This is a genomic window from Streptacidiphilus sp. MAP12-33, assembly GCF_041261265.1.
GTDB lineage: Bacteria > Actinomycetota > Actinomycetes > Streptomycetales > Streptomycetaceae > Streptacidiphilus.
Window position 1 is genome coordinate 218452 of the sequence record NZ_JBGCCA010000002.1, and the last position, 13831, is coordinate 232282.

The 13831-nt window shown below is 71.6% G+C and carries 15 protein-coding genes; 7 read left to right on the forward strand and 8 right to left on the reverse strand.

The window, feature by feature from the left end; translation table 11 throughout:
• Genes ABH931_RS03785 through ABH931_RS03795 form a run of 3 tightly spaced genes read right to left on the reverse strand, consistent with a single transcriptional unit; the run spans position 1 to position 2686 of the window.
• The gene (locus tag ABH931_RS03785; RefSeq protein ID WP_370109830.1) at positions 1 to 777 is read right to left on the reverse strand and encodes a DUF4097 family beta strand repeat-containing protein; all 777 of its coding nucleotides are present in this window, start codon (positions 775 to 777) and stop codon (positions 1 to 3) included.
• 14 nt (positions 778 to 791) lie between these two features.
• Positions 792 to 1433 (reverse strand): response regulator, encoded by a 642-nt coding sequence (locus ABH931_RS03790; protein ID WP_370109832.1) that lies wholly within the window; start codon positions 1431 to 1433, stop codon positions 792 to 794.
• Entirely contained in the window at positions 1421 to 2686 is a 1266-nt protein-coding gene (locus ABH931_RS03795) for a histidine kinase (RefSeq protein WP_370109834.1), read from the reverse strand. The genes ABH931_RS03790 and ABH931_RS03795 overlap by 13 nt, the downstream gene beginning before the upstream one ends.
• Before the next feature lie 163 nt (positions 2687 to 2849).
• Here ABH931_RS03795 and ABH931_RS03800 point away from each other — a divergent pair, with 163 nt between their 5' ends.
• Complete coding sequence (locus tag ABH931_RS03800; protein WP_370109836.1) at positions 2850 to 3278, forward strand: hypothetical protein; 429 nt, start codon at positions 2850 to 2852, stop codon at positions 3276 to 3278.
• Positions 3279 to 3533: 255 nt separating this feature from the next.
• On the opposite strand, the gene ABH931_RS03805 is transcribed toward ABH931_RS03800, so the two are convergent.
• Positions 3534 to 4916 carry a glycine--tRNA ligase gene (locus tag ABH931_RS03805; protein ID WP_042444631.1) on the reverse strand — a complete coding sequence of 461 codons (1383 nt, stop codon included), beginning with the start codon at positions 4914 to 4916 and terminating at the stop codon, positions 3534 to 3536.
• 141 nt (positions 4917 to 5057) lie between these two features.
• On the opposite strand from ABH931_RS03805, the gene ABH931_RS03810 reads away from it, so the two are divergent.
• From ABH931_RS03810 to ABH931_RS03825, 4 genes are read left to right on the forward strand one after another with little or no spacing between them, the layout of a single operon-like run.
• Positions 5058 to 6023, forward strand: coding sequence for a metal ABC transporter solute-binding protein, Zn/Mn family (locus tag ABH931_RS03810; RefSeq protein WP_370109838.1), 966 nt, complete (start codon positions 5058 to 5060; stop codon positions 6021 to 6023).
• A complete protein-coding gene (locus tag ABH931_RS03815; RefSeq protein ID WP_370109840.1) occupies positions 6011 to 6664 on the forward strand; it encodes a metal ABC transporter ATP-binding protein in 654 nt (217 codons plus the stop codon). The genes ABH931_RS03810 and ABH931_RS03815 overlap by 13 nt, the downstream gene beginning before the upstream one ends.
• 23 nt (positions 6665 to 6687) lie before the next feature.
• The gene (locus ABH931_RS03820; RefSeq protein ID WP_370110054.1) at positions 6688 to 7554 is read left to right on the forward strand and encodes a metal ABC transporter permease; all 867 of its coding nucleotides are present in this window, start codon (positions 6688 to 6690) and stop codon (positions 7552 to 7554) included.
• Positions 7551 to 7970, forward strand: coding sequence for a Fur family transcriptional regulator (locus ABH931_RS03825; protein ID WP_370109842.1), 420 nt, complete (start codon positions 7551 to 7553; stop codon positions 7968 to 7970). The genes ABH931_RS03820 and ABH931_RS03825 overlap by 4 nt, the downstream gene beginning before the upstream one ends.
• A gap of 2 nt (positions 7971 to 7972) precedes the next feature.
• Here the strand turns inward: ABH931_RS03825 and ABH931_RS03830 are convergent, their stop codons facing one another.
• Together ABH931_RS03830 and recO are read right to left on the reverse strand one after the other, a co-directional pair.
• A complete protein-coding gene (locus ABH931_RS03830) occupies positions 7973 to 8812 on the reverse strand; it encodes an isoprenyl transferase (protein WP_370110055.1) in 840 nt (279 codons plus the stop codon).
• A gap of 37 nt (positions 8813 to 8849) precedes the next feature.
• Positions 8850 to 9596 carry a DNA repair protein RecO gene (gene recO, locus ABH931_RS03835; protein WP_370109844.1) on the reverse strand — a complete coding sequence of 249 codons (747 nt, stop codon included), beginning with the start codon at positions 9594 to 9596 and terminating at the stop codon, positions 8850 to 8852.
• Between the two features lie 200 nt (positions 9597 to 9796).
• On the opposite strand from recO, the gene ABH931_RS03840 reads away from it, so the two are divergent.
• A complete protein-coding gene (locus ABH931_RS03840) occupies positions 9797 to 10510 on the forward strand; it encodes a YoaK family protein (RefSeq protein ID WP_370109846.1) in 714 nt (237 codons plus the stop codon).
• Here the strand turns inward: ABH931_RS03840 and ABH931_RS03845 are convergent.
• Positions 10452 to 11114 (reverse strand): TerB family tellurite resistance protein, encoded by a 663-nt coding sequence (locus ABH931_RS03845; protein ID WP_370109847.1) that lies wholly within the window; start codon positions 11112 to 11114, stop codon positions 10452 to 10454. The genes ABH931_RS03840 and ABH931_RS03845 overlap by 59 nt on opposite strands.
• Positions 11115 to 11382: 268 nt before the next feature.
• Positions 11383 to 13146 (reverse strand): 2-isopropylmalate synthase, encoded by a 1764-nt coding sequence (gene leuA / locus ABH931_RS03850; RefSeq protein WP_370109848.1) that lies wholly within the window; start codon positions 13144 to 13146, stop codon positions 11383 to 11385.
• 337 nt (positions 13147 to 13483) lie between these two features.
• On the opposite strand from leuA, the gene ABH931_RS03855 reads away from it, so the two are divergent.
• Positions 13484 to 13759 carry a hypothetical protein gene (locus ABH931_RS03855; RefSeq protein WP_370109850.1) on the forward strand — a complete coding sequence of 92 codons (276 nt, stop codon included), beginning with the start codon at positions 13484 to 13486 and terminating at the stop codon, positions 13757 to 13759.
• Positions 13760 to 13831: the final 72 nt, after the last annotated feature.

Below are 13831 nucleotides of genomic sequence, written 5' to 3' on the forward strand. Positions count from 1 at the left end.
TCAGCGGTAGCTCACCTCCGCCTCGCCGCTGGTCACCGACACATTGACGGTGCTGCTCGCGGAGGAGGAGGCGAGGCCGCCCTCGACGTTGCTGACGCCACTCGCCACCGAGGAGCTGACGCGGTACTGCTGCCCCCTGGGCAGCGTGATAGAGGTCTGGCCCGAGCTCACGTCCGCCGTGACCGAGGCGGGCGGGAGGGCGAAGTCCAGCTCGACCTGGCCGCTGCCTGCCTTGGCGGTGACCTGCTGGCTCCGCAGGGACGTACCGACGATCTGGCCGGAGCCGACCTGGACGTCGAGGGTGCCGCTGACGTGCTCCAGATCGATCTCGCCGGAGCCTCCCTGCGCGGTGATCGGCCCGGTCATGCCGCTGATGTCCACCGTTCCCGATCCGCCGTCGGCGTTGATCGGCACCCCGGCCGGCACCGCGACGGTCAGCTGGACGTCGCAGTGGCCGAGGATCGTCCCGCCCTCGCAGCCCGCGTCGACATGGAGGGTGCCGGTGACGGGGTCCAGCCGCTCGGTGATCGTGGGCCGGGAGAAGATCCAGCGCATGGTCTGCGTCACCGTGGCGTCGCCGCCCGATGCCGGGACGACCCGCACCGAGGCCGATCCGGTGGTCAGCTCGACCGACTTGATCGCGGCCGCCGTGTAGGTGTCCGTCTGGGTGTGGCGCTCCTGAAGGATCCCGGTCACCAGGCCGCTCACCGTCACACTCGCCGTCACCACGATGACGAGGGCCGACAGCACCCACCAGATCGTCCTCTGCCTGTTCATCGGACTCCTTCGCCTCACGCGTCGAGGAAGCGCAGCACCGCCATGACGCGGCGGTGCTCGCCCTCGGCCGGAGGCAGGTCGAGCTTCATGAAGATGTTGTTGATGTGCTTGGCCACCGCGCTCTCGCTGACCACCAGCTCCCGGGCGACCGCCGCGTTGGAACGACCCTCCGCCATCAGGCCGAGCACCTCCCGCTCACGCGGCGTCAGCAGGTCCAGCGGTCCGCTCTGGCGGCGCAGCAGCAGCTGCGAGACGACCTCCGGGTCCAGCGCGGTACCGCCCGCGGCGACGCGCTCCAGCGCGTCGAGGAAGTCGTCGACGTTGCCCACCCGCTCCTTGAGCAGGTAGCCGACGCCCCGGTTGTCGCCGGTCAGCAGGTCGGCGGCGTAGCGCTCCTCGACGTACTGCGACAGCAGCAGCACGGCGATCTCCGGCCACTGGCGGCGGATCAGCAGAGCCGCCCGTACGCCCTCGTCGGTGAAACCCGGGGGCATCCGCACGTCCGTCACCACCACGTCGGGGCGGTGCTCCTCGACGGCGGCGAGGAGCTCCTCCGCGTCGTTGACGGCGGCGACGACGGTGTACCCGACGGCCTCCAGCACCTTGACCAGTCCGGCCCGGAGGAGGACGGAGTCCTCGGCGATCACAGCACGCACGGCAGCTCCACAAGAAGAGTCGTCGGTCCCCCGAGGGGGCTGGTGATGCGCAGCGTTCCGTCCACGGACGCGGCGCGTTGGCGCAGGCCCACCAGGCCCGTGCCCTTGCCGGGATCGGCGCCGCCCACGCCGTCGTCGGTCACGGTGATGTGCAGGAGTTCGCGGCGCTGGTCGACGAGGACCTCGGCGCGCGAGGCCCGGGCGTGCTTGGCGATGTTCGCCAGCGCCTCCGACACCACGAAGTACGCGACCGCCTCCACGGCGGGCGCGGCCCTGCGCTGCATTCGCACGTCCAGCTTGACCGGCAGCGGCGCGCGGGCCGCGATGCCGGACAGGGCCGCGTCCAGACCGCGGTCCTCCAGCACCACCGGGTGCAGGCCGCGGACCAGGTCGCGCAGTTCGGCGATGGCGGCCTGCGCCTCGTCGTGCGCCTCCGCGATGACCGTCATGGCCTTGGCCGCCTGCTCCTCGGCGGGCAGGTTCCGCAGCATGCGCCTGGCCAGGCCGAGGTTCATCGCGAGCGAGACCAGCCGCTGCTGGGCGCCGTCGTGCAGGTCGCGTTCGATCCGGCGCCGCTCGGCGTCGGCGGCGTCGACCACCTCGGCCCGGCTCTCCGCCAGGTCCTCCACCCGCCGGACGAGTTCGCGGGTCCGATTCGGGCCCAGCAGTCCGGCCGCGGCCCGGGTGTCCATGGCCCGGCCGAACAGCGCCAGCCAGGGCACGGCGACGAGTGCGATCGCACCCAGCACGGCGATCCAGGTGACGCCGTGGTGGGTGACCGCCAGGACGAGCACGTCCGGTTGCTTCCCCGGCGCCGGCGCGGAGGGCGTCAGGTCGTTGGGCAGGGCGAAGTACCAGGCCGGCAGGGTCACCCCGACGAGCCCCGCGGTCGCGACGAAGACGACCCCCAGCGCGTACAGCGCCACCCCGACGTTCACCAGGACGTGGTAGAGAAACTGCCGCCAGGTCGTCTCCGCGGTGAGCGCGCGCAGGCGCGGTCGGATCGGGGGAACGACCGGGATGTCCAGTCCCAGCAGCGAACGGAAGCGACTGCGTTGAATGCGGGTCAGCAACGGGAGCAGCCCCAGCGTGGCGGGCGGCAGCAGGAACAGGGCGAAGCCGCTCGGCCAGACGAGGAGGACGAACCCCGGCAGCAGGGCCGGTGGCACGGCCGAGGCGAGGAAGACGATGTCGCGCACGCCCTGGCGCCCGTAGGGCCCGAAGACGCGGCGGATCGTCCGGTGGATGAGCATGCGCCCAGGCTAGGGGCTGATGATCACTCCGCACCATGAACCCTGAGACCGTCTCAGGGTGTATCCAGCACCACCATGAGGACGGCGACTGGCGCTACCGCGCTTCACAGGCCGATCCGGAAGGCTTGGACCCAAGAGAGCGACGACGAGGCGGGAGGGCACGGTGAACGACACCGGACTCGGCGAACCCAACGTCCTGGACCTGGAGTTCCGCGGGCTCGCGCTGCTGGACTCCCCGTGGTCCGTCCAGTTCGCGCGCGGAACGCGGGGCCGCAGGGCGCTGGAGATCTACAGCAACGGCCTGCTGCTCGACGTGATGGTCGAGACGGCGTTCTCGGCGCACCTGCTGCGGGGCGCGCGGCGCGGCTCCCGGGACGGACGCCGCAGCGTCCTCGTCTGGGGCCACGCCTGTCCCGACGGCACGGCTCCCGCGCTGGCGCTCGGCCGCGCGGGCACGCCCCTGCTCGGCGCGATCACCACTCCGGGCGGCTTCTGGCTCGCCCTCGCCGAGGGCGACACCGACCGCGTCCTCGCCCATGCTCCGGACGGCACACACGCCAAGCTCCGCGTCCGTGCGGGTTGGTCGCGGTAGCGACGTGAGGGGCGCGGGGCCCTGCTCGATCAACTGCGGGCGCGAGCAACCACCGGCGTGCGGACGGCCCTGTTCGATGAGGACCATCCGCTCGTCGGAGGGGGCACCTCCCGGCCGAAGGCTGGGGGATTGCCGCGCCCACGCAGGGGGCACCTCAGGGGCACCTCCCGGCCGAAGGCCGGGGGCGGAGCCGCACGTCGAGCACGGCCCCGCGCCCCTGGTACCGCAACTACCTGTGGGAGCGAAGAGCTCGGCTCAGCAGCCGATGAGCTTCGGGGCCAGGAACTGGGTGACCTGGTCGAGGGAGACGCGGGTCTGCTCCATGGTGTCTCGGTCGCGGATCGTCACCGCGTTGTCCTCGAGGGTGTCGAAGTCCACCGTGATGCAGAACGGCGTGCCGATCTCGTCCTGGCGGCGGTAGCGGCGCCCGATCGCGCCGGCGTCGTCGAACTCGACGTTCCAGAGCTTGCGCAGGTCGGCCGCCAGGCCGCGCGCCTTCGGGGAGAGGTCCGCGTTGCGGGAGAGCGGCAGGACCGCGACCTTGACGGGAGCCAGGCGCGGGTCGAGGCGCATGACGACGCGCTTCTCCATGACGCCCTTGGCGTTCGGCGCCTCGTCCTCGCGGTAGGCGTCCAGCATGAAGGCGAGCATCGCGCGGTTGACACCGGCCGCCGGCTCGATGACGTAGGGGTACCAGCGCTCGCCGGACTCCTGGTCGAAGTACTTGAGGTCGACGCCCGAGGCCTCGCTGTGCGAGGCGAGGTCGTAGTCGGTGCGGTTGGCGATGCCCTCCAGCTCACCGAACTCGTTGCCGCCGAAGTTGAAGCGGTACTCGATGTCCACGGTGCGCTTGGCGTAGTGGGAGAGCTTCTCCTTCGGGTGCTCGAAGAAGCGGATGTTCTCCTCGCGGATGCCGAGGTTGCGGTACCAGTCCCAGCGCTCCTGCAGCCAGTACTCGTGCCACTTCTCGTCCTCGCCCGGCTTGACGAAGAACTCCATCTCCATCTGCTCGAACTCGCGGGTGCGGAAGATGAAGTTGCCGGGGGTGATCTCGTTGCGGAAGCTCTTGCCGGTCTGCGCGATGCCGAACGGCGGCTTCTTGCGCGAGGTGGTCTGCACGGCGGCGAAGTTGATGAAGATGCCCTGCGCGGTCTCCGGACGCAGGTACGCCAGGCCGGAGGCGTCCTCGGTCACGCCCAGGTGGGTCTTGAGCATGCCGGAGAACTGCTTGGGCTCGGTGAACTGGCCCTTGGTACCGCAGTTGGGGCAGTTGACGTCGGCGAGACCGTTGGCCGGGAGCCGGCCGTGCTTGGCCTCGTACGCCTCCTCCAGGTGGTCCGCGCGGTAGCGCTTGTGACAGGAGGTGCACTCGGTCAGCGGGTCGTTGAAGGTGGCGACGTGGCCGGAGGCCTCCCAGACCTCGCGGGCCAGGATCACCGAGGAGTCGAGACCCACCACGTCCTCGCGGCCGGTGACCATCGCACGCCACCACTGGCGCTTGATGTTCTCCTTCAGCTCCACCCCGAGCGGTCCGTAGTCCCAGGCGGCACGCTGTCCGCCGTAGATCTCACTGCAGGGGTAGACGAAGCCACGGCGCTTGCTCAGGCTGACGATGGTGTCGATCTTGTCGGCGGCCACAGTGCTCTCTTCAGGTACGACGAAGCGGTCAAGGATGGATTTCCATGCACGCGGTTATCACAGGCTACCGGGCAGCGCGGGCAAGGTTTCAAATCTCCTCTCGGTTGACAATCGTTTTCATTTTATCTGAACATGGTTTTCATGAGCAGCCGATCCGTCCCTCCCCGTCACCGCCGCCGACTCCGCCTGGCCGTCGCCCTCCTCGCGGCAGCCGCCGTCGGCACGACCGCGCTCGCGCTGACCACGAACGGCAGCGCGGACGAGCGGGACGCGGACGGGAAGGTGCAGGTCGTCGCGTCGTTCTACCCGCTCGCGTACCTCGCGGGGACCATCGGCGGGGACCACGTCGACGTGACCGGGCTGACCGCGCCGGGCGTGGAGCCGCACGACCTGGAGCTCACCCCGAAGCAGGTCGGCGCCGTCGGCGCGGCCGACCTGGTGGTCTACCTCAAGGGCTTCCAGCCCGCCGTCGACACGGCCGTCGCCCAAGCCCACCCGGCCCACGTCGCCGAGGCGGGCGCCTACTCCCCGCCGGTCGAGCACGCGGACAGCGCCGAGGAGGGACACGACGGCCACGACCACGCCCACGAGGGCGCCGACCCGCACCTGTGGCTCGACCCGACCCGCTACGCACTCGTCGCGAACGGCGTCGCCGACCAGCTCGCCGCCACGGACCCGGCCCACGCCGCCGACTACCGTGCCAACGCGGCCGCACTCACCGGAAAGCTGAAGTCCCTCGACGCCGACTACCGCACCGGCCTGGCCGGCTGCGCCCGTCACGACGTCCTCACCTCCCACGCCGCCTTCGGCTACCTCGCCGGCGCCTACGGGCTGCACCAGCTCTCGGTCAGCGGCCTGGACCCGGAGGCCGAGCCGAGCGCGGCCCGGCTCGCGGCGATCAAGCAGGAGGCCAGGGAGCACGGTGTCACCACCGTCTTCACCGAGACGCTCGCCAGCCCCAGGCTGGCCGAGACCCTCGCCCGCGAGCTGGGCCTGAAGACCGCCGTCCTCGACCCGATCGAGGGGGTCACGCACGGGAACGACTACTTCTCCGTGATGCGCGCCAACCTCACCGCACTCCAGGACGCGCTCGGATGTGCCAAGTGACTCCCCTCGCCATGCGGGGCGTCCACGTCAACCGCGACGGGCGGCCGGTGCTGGGCGGGCTGGACCTGACCGTGCGGCGCGGCGAGGTCGTCGCCCTGCTCGGCGGCAACGGGTCCGGCAAGTCCACCGCCGTCCAGGCCGCCCTCGGCGCGCTGCCGCTCACCGCCGGACGGGTAGAGCTGTTCGGCACGCCGCCGGCCCGCTTCCGCGCCTGGCGGCGCGTCGGGTACGTGCCGCAGCGCTCCACCGCGACGGGCGGCGTCCCGGCCACGGTCCGCGAGGTGGCGGACGCCGGACGCCTCGCCCACCACGGGCTGCGCCCGTTCCGCCGCGACGACGCGGACTCCGTCGACGGCGCCCTCGACGCCGTCGGGCTGCTGGACCGCGCCGAGGACCCGGTCGACTCGCTCTCCGGCGGCCAGCAGCAGCGGGTGCTGATCGCCCGTGCCCTGGCCGGACGGCCGGAGCTGCTGCTGATGGACGAGCCGCTGGCTGCCGTCGACCTCGCCCAGCAGCGCGTCCTCGCGGACACGCTCGCCGCCGAGGCCGCGCGCGGGACCGCCGTGCTCCTGGTCCTGCACGAACTCGGGCCGCTCGCCGACCTGATCGACCGCTCCCTGGACCTGGGGGTGGCCGCGTGAACGGCCTGCTGGACCACGCGTTCATGCGCCACGCGCTGCTCGCGGCGCTGCTGGTCGGCATCGTCGCGCCCGCCGTCGGCACCTACCTGGTGCAACGGCGGCAGGCGATCATGGGCGACGGCATCGGGCACGTCGCCCTCACCGGCGTCGCGCTCGGCTTCCTGCTGCGGACCAGCCCGGTCTGGACGGCCGTCGCCGTCTCCGCGCTCGGCGCGGTCGGCATGGAGCTGATCCGCACCCGCCGCCGGGCCGGTGGGGACCTCGCCCTCGCGCTGCTGCTCTACGGCGGGATGGCCGGTGGCGGGCTGCTGATCAGCCTGGCCCCCGGGGCCTCCACGGCCAGCCTGACCGGCTACCTGTGGGGCTCGATCCTCACCGTCTCCCACGCCGACCTCGTCGCCATGGCCGCGCTCACCGTGCTCGTCGCCGCGTTCTGCTTCGGCCTGCGGCGGCAGTTGTTCGCCGTCTGCCAGGACGAGGCCTTCGCCCGCGTCACCGGGCTGCCGGTCCGGACGCTGAACCTGCTGCTCGCCGTCACCGCCGCGGTCACCGTGACGGTGTCGATGCGGGTGGTGGGCCTGCTGCTGGTCAGCGCGCTGATGGTGATCCCGGTCGCGGCGGCACAGCGAATCGGGCGCTCGTTCGCGGTGGTCCAGCTGCTGGCCGTGGTGGTCGGGGTGCTGTCCTGCGTCGGCGGGACCGTCGGCTCCTACCACCTGGACCTGCCCTCCGGGCCGACCATCGTGGTGGCGGCGATGGCGCTGCTGGCGGGCCTGGCGGTGCTCGCCGCGGTACGTCCGGTTCTCGCGCGGGCACGAACTGGCACAATGGCGCAGGGGGAGTCCGTCCGCCCCCGTGCCCACAACCGAGAGCCGCAGGAGACCCGGTGACCCCCGCGAACCCGTCGTCCCCCGCACGGTCGACCCGTCAGCGTTCGGCCGTCGCCTCCCTGCTCGCGGAGATCGACGACTTCCGCAGCGCCCAGGAGCTGCACGACCTGCTCAAGCACCGCGGCGACTCGGTGGGCCTGACCACCGTCTACCGCACCCTCCAGTCGCTGGCCGACGCGGGCGAGATCGACGTGCTGCGCACCGACGACGGCGAGGCCGTCTACCGCCGATGCAGCAGCGGTCACCACCACCACCTGGTCTGCCGCTCCTGCGGCCGGACCGTCGAGGTGGAGGGCCCGGCCGTGGAGCGGTGGGCCGACAGCGTCGCCCGCGAGCACGGCTTCGTCGACGTCGCGCACACGCTGGAGATCTTCGGCACCTGCGCGGACTGCGCCGCGCAGAGCGCCAAGGACTGACCTCAGGAGGAGCCGACGGGGCCCTGCTGCGCGGGGACCTCGTTCGGCAGCGCGCCGCCGTAGCGGCGGTCGCGCATCGCGAACTCCTCGCAGGCCCGCCACAGGTCGCGGCGGTCGAAGTCCGGCCACAGCACGTCCTGGAACACCATCTCGGCGTAGGCGGACTGCCACAGCAGGAAGTTGGACGTGCGCTGCTCGCCGCTCGGGCGGATGAACAGGTCCACGTCCGGCATGTCGCGGTGGTACATGTACTTCGCGAAGGTCTTCTCGTTGACCTTGGCCGGGTCGAGCCGGCCCTCGGCGACGTCCTTGGCCAACGCGGCCGCCGCGTCGGCGATCTCGGCGCGGCCGCCGTAGTTGACGCACATGTAGAGCGTCATGGCGTCGTTGTCGCGGGTCATCTCCTCGGCGACCTGGAGCTCCTGCACCACGGACTTCCACAGCTTGGGCATGCGGCCCGCCCAGCGGATGCGGATGCCCATGTCGTTCATCTCGTCGCGGCGGCGGTGGATGACGTCACGGTTGAAGTTCATCAGGAAGCGCACCTCGTCGGGCGAGCGCTTCCAGTTCTCGGTGGAGAAGGCGTAGAGCGAGAGGTTCTTCACGCCCAGCTCGATGCAGCCCTTGAGCACGTCGAGGACGACGGCCTCGCCGACCTTGTGCCCCTCCGTGCGCGGCAGCCCGCGCTCCTTGGCCCAGCGGCCGTTGCCGTCCATGACGATCGCGACGTGCTCCGGGACGAGCTCGCCCGGGATCTTGGGCGGCTGTGCGCCGCTCGGGTGCGGGGTGGGCGGAAGGTACTCCCGGGTCCGCCTGCTGCCGAAGAGTCCGCGCCGTGCCACAGCCATGTGCCCTACTTCTTCTTCTCTGACGTGTTGCCTAGTGGGCAACGTACCGGAGGGAACGCAGGCCGCGCTCCAGGTGCCACTGGACGTACGCGGCGACCAGCCCGCTGCCCTCGCGCCGGTGCCGCGGCTCGCACGCGTCCGCGGTCTCCCAGTCGCCGGAGAGCAGTGCGCCCAGCAGCTCCAGTGTCTCAGGGGAGGGTACGACACTCCCGGGCACCCGGCAGTCGCCGCAGAGGGCTCCGCCGGTCTGCACGGAGAAGAACCGGTTCGGCCCCGGCAGCCCGCAGGCGGCGCACGCCTCGAAGGACGGCGCGTATCCGTTGACGGCGAGGGAACGCAGCAGGAACGCGTCCAGCACGAGGTGGGGTTCGTGCTCGGCGCTCGCGAGGGTGCGCAGCGCCCCGACGAGCAGCAGGTACTGCTGGACGGCGGGCTCGCCCTCGTTCTCGGTGAAGCGCTCGGCGGTCTCCAGCATGGCCGAGGCGGCGGTCCAGCGGTCGTAGTCGATCGCTATCCGCCCGCCGTAGGGGTTGATCGTCTCCACCTGCGTGCAGAGCGCCAGGTGGCGGCCGACGAGCTCGTCGCCGCGGGCGAAGAACTGCACGTCCACGTGGGAGCAGGGCTCCAGCCGGGCCCCGAACTTCGACTTCGTCTTCCGCACCCCGCGCGCGACGGCGCGGACCCGCCCGTGCTGGCGGGTCAGGATGGTGATGATCCGGTCCGCCTCACCCAGCTTCTGGGTGCGCAGCACCACGCCGTCGTCGCGGATCAGACTCATGCCCCCCATTGTGCTGCACTCCGCCAGCGGCGCGGGGAACTGCGCGGGCAACCCCCCGGGACGGATGGCCCTGTCCGCTGGGGATCTTGCTGCCCCGGGTGGCTGGTCGCGCAGTTCCCCGCGCCCCTGCGTAGTGCAACCGGCTGAAGTGACCAAGTACTCTCCCCCGCGCGCTGGTCGCCTTCCTAAGGTGGGGACACGTGACCAGCGCACGTTCCGTCGTCGAGAGCCCCTGGGTGGGGCTCGTGCTCGCCGTCTCGGGTGGGTTCCTGGACGCGTACACGTATGTGGCCCAGGGTGGTGTCTTCGCCAACGCGATGACCGGGAACGTCGTGCTCGCCGCCGTCTCGCTGTCCCAGCACGCCTGGGCCGAGGCGCTGCTGAAGTGCTGGCCGATCCTGGCCTACGCCGCAGGCGTCTGCGCCTCCGAGGCGCTGCGGCTGCCGCGCGTGTGGGCGGCCGTGCGACGGCCGTACCTGGCGATCCTGGCGCTGGAGATGGCGGTGCTGTCCGCCGGCGCGCTCAACGCGGACCGGCTGCCGCAGCCGTGGGTGGTCGTCGGCATCGGCTTCGTCGCCGCCCTGCAGACCACGACGTTCCGCCGGATCGGCTCCTTCGCCTACAGCTCGGTGATGACCACCGGCAACCTCCGCTCGTTCGCCTGCGCGAGCTTCCACGCCGTCGCGCGGCGCGACGCGCAGCAGCGGCGGAAGGCACTGGTCTACGCGAGCGTCATCGGCTGTTTCTTCGCGGGCGCGCTGCTGGGCGCGGGCAGCGCGCACGCCTTCGGGAACGCCGCGCTGTGGCTACCGGTCGCGCTGGTCGGCACGGCGTTCGCCCTGCTGGTGGCGCACCTCAGGGCCGGAGGGTCCGCGCCGCGACCGCCAGCGTGGCATCCGTCTCCTCGCGGTTGAACCCGAGGCACTGCCCGACCGCCCGCAGCACGGACCGCTCGGCGGGCCGGTAGGGCCCGTCGGCGAGGGCGATCAACGCGCCCTGCGTCAGCAGGCGGGCGAGACCGGGGCCGAGCAGGTGCGGGGCCAGCGGCTCGATCGCGGTGTGCAGCTCGACGACGAGGGCGCTGCCGCAACCGCAGACGTCCTGCAGCGGGTCCTCCTCCTCGGTCGCGGCGGCGAGGTCGGCGAGCAGGCCGGGCTCGTCCAGGTCCGCGTAGCCGGCTTCGCGGAGCACGGTGATGGCGCCCTCCTTGACGGCGGGCGCGGCGCCGGGGCCGCCGGACGCGGCGAGGACCGCGAGGGTGACGGCGTGCTGGGCGTTCCGCAGCAGGGCCAGGAGCTGGCCCGAGGTGGGGTGGGCGAGGGCGTCCATGCCGTAGCGGTGCCGGCAGGAGGTGCACTGCAGGGTCGCCGCGGTGCGGCGCAGCGGCAGGAGCGGGAGGCCGGCGATCCGGAGCCAGTTGCGGCCGCGCTGTCTGCGGTAGTTGCGGTCGCCGCCGCAGGCGAGGCAGTAGAACTCCCCGAGCAGCTCGGTGTGCCACCGGGCTGAGACAGCGACCACGTGCGCCACGTTGCGCTCCCGACTCCGTCGTCAGCCGGCCCGGCCCCGTCGCCGTCCGGCTGACCTTTGATGCTGCCACGCGCGTGACGCGCTGTCAGCACCCCGAACGGCGAAAAGGGGCGCGGGGAACTGCGCGAGAAACCCACCGAGCCGGATGGCCCTGTTACTGCGGGACCATCTGCTCGTCAGTGGCTTGTCGCGCCCCGCGGCGGAGCCGCATATCGGCAGAGCCCCGCGCCCCTGGATAGTGCGACGTCCCCTTGAGTGATCAGCGCTGCGCCCGGTTGACGGCCGAGACGATCGCCTTGATCGACGCGCGCACGATGCTCGTGTCGATGCCGACTCCCCAGACCACCTTGCCGTCGACCGCGCACTCCCAGTACGCCGCCGCCTGGGCGCCCGAGCCCTGGCTCAGGGTGTGCTCGGCGTAGTCCAGGACGCGGACGTCGACGCCGATCTGGGCCAGCGCGCCGACGAACGCGTCGGCCGGGCCGTTGCCGGTGCCGCGCAGCGTGACGTCGGAGCCGTCGACGACCGCGTCGACGGTGATCGTCTCGGTGCCGTCCGCCGCCGAGGACGCCTGGTGGGAGCGCAGCTGGATCCGGCCCCAGGGGGCGTCCGGGGTGGGCAGGTACTCGTCCTCGAAGACGGCCCAGATCTGCTTGGGCGTGACCTCGCCGCCCTCCGCGTCCGTCTTGGCCTGGATGGTCCTGGAGAACTCGATCTGCATCCGGCGCGGCAGGTCCAGGTTGTGGTCGTTCTTCAGGACGTAGGAGACGCCGCCCTTGCCGGACTGGCTGTTGACCCGGATGACCGCCTCGTACGAGCGGCCCACGTCCTTGGGGTCGATCGGCAGGTAGGGGACGCCCCAGGTGTACGCGCCGACCGGCACGCCCGCCGCGGCGGCGTCCGCCTCCAGCGCGTCGAAGCCCTTCTTGATGGCGTCCTGGTGGGAGCCGGAGAAGGACGTGTAGACCAGGTCGCCGACGTAGGGGTGGCGCTCGGCCAGCTGCATCTGGTTGCAGTACTCCCAGGTGCGCCGGATCTCGTCGATGTTGGACAGGTCGACCTCGGGGTCGACGCCCTGTGAGAACAGGTTCAGCCCGACGTTGACCAGGTCCAGGTTGCCGGTTCGCTCACCCTGCCCGAACAGGCAGCCCTCGACGCGGTCGGCGCCGGCCATGACGGCCAGCTCGGCCGAGGCGACGCCGGTGCCCCGGTCGTTGTGGGGGTGGGTGGACAGCGCGACGAACTCGCGGCGCGACAGGTTGCGCGACATCCACTCGATCTTGTCGGCGTAGACGTTCGGCGTGGAGCGCTCGACCGTGGTCGGCAGGTTCAGGATGATCTCGCGGCCCTCCCCCGGCTGCCAGACGTCCATGACGCCCTCGCAGACCTCCAGGGCGAAGTCCAGCTCGGTGTCGATGAAGATCTCCGGCGAGTACTGGTAGCCGAAGATCGTGTCGTCGCCCAGGATCTTCTCGGCGTACTCCATGACCAGGCGGGTGCCGTCGACGGCGATCTGCTTGATCTCGTCCTTGGAGGCGTGGAAGACGACGCGGCGGAACAGCGGCGAGGTCGCGTTGTACAGGTGGACCGTCGCGCGCGGGGCGCCGCGCAGGGACTCCACGGTGCGCTCGATCAGCTCCTCGCGGGCCTGGGTCAGGACGGAGATGGTCACGTCCTCGGGGATCGCGCCGTCCTCGATGATCGAGCGGACGAAGTCGAAGTCGGTGGCGCCGGAGGCGGGGAAGCCGACCTCGATCTCCTTGTAGCCCAGCTTGACCAGCAGGTCGAACATGGCGCGCTTGCGGGCCGGGGACATCGGGTCGATCAGGGCCTGGTTGCCGTCGCGCAGGTCGGTCGACAGCCAGCGGGGAGCCTTGGTGATGACCTTGCCGGGCCAGGTGCGGTCGGGCAGGTCGACGGTGCCGAAGGGTACGTAGCGCTGGAACGGCATCCCGGACGGCTGCTGCCGGACGCTCGCGGCCGTGATCGGGGTGGGACGCTCGTTGAAGGGCTGCTGGCTCATGGTGGGTGAGTCTCCTGATGCTCGTCGCTCCGAGAGGCGGCCGACGGCTGCGGGATCAACCATGATCCACTAATGCGCAGCACCCACCCCCGCGGCGAGGGAGTCGGCCTCGATCAACTCGGGCCCTCGCCGCGGCAGCTAAGAAGAAGCAGACCGCTACGCATGATGTTCTCGAGAGTAACCCAGACAGCCGCGAGACCTAAGCGCAACCCGCCGGTAGTCCGCTTGGTGAGACGGGAGGTCTGGACCACTGCACCCGGGGGTGGACCGGCCACCGTCAAGAGTCAAGGCCCACAGGGGCTCCATTTTCGTCGCTCCCCGGAGCACACTGATTACTATGCGCATCATGGTCACCCGCGTCGGCGGGTCCGCCGCGGCGGAGTACTGGGCCCAGTTGGACACCGAGGGGCGCCCGGACGCCCCCCACATCCACGCCCTGGTGCGCGAGGCCCTCGGCGCCTGCGGCCGCAGCCCCTCCTTCGGACTGCCGCAGGCCCACCACTTCGCCTACGCCATAACGGTCGACGGCCGCCCCACCGGCTACTGCGCCGACCCCCAACTGACCAGCTCGCAGCGCTCGTTGATCACCCTGGTGCTGAACGGCCAGGTCTGAGCCGCACCGCCGGGACGCCACGGGCACGCCCGCCCCGCGCTCCCGGGCCAGGCACGGACCGGGAACGCGGGG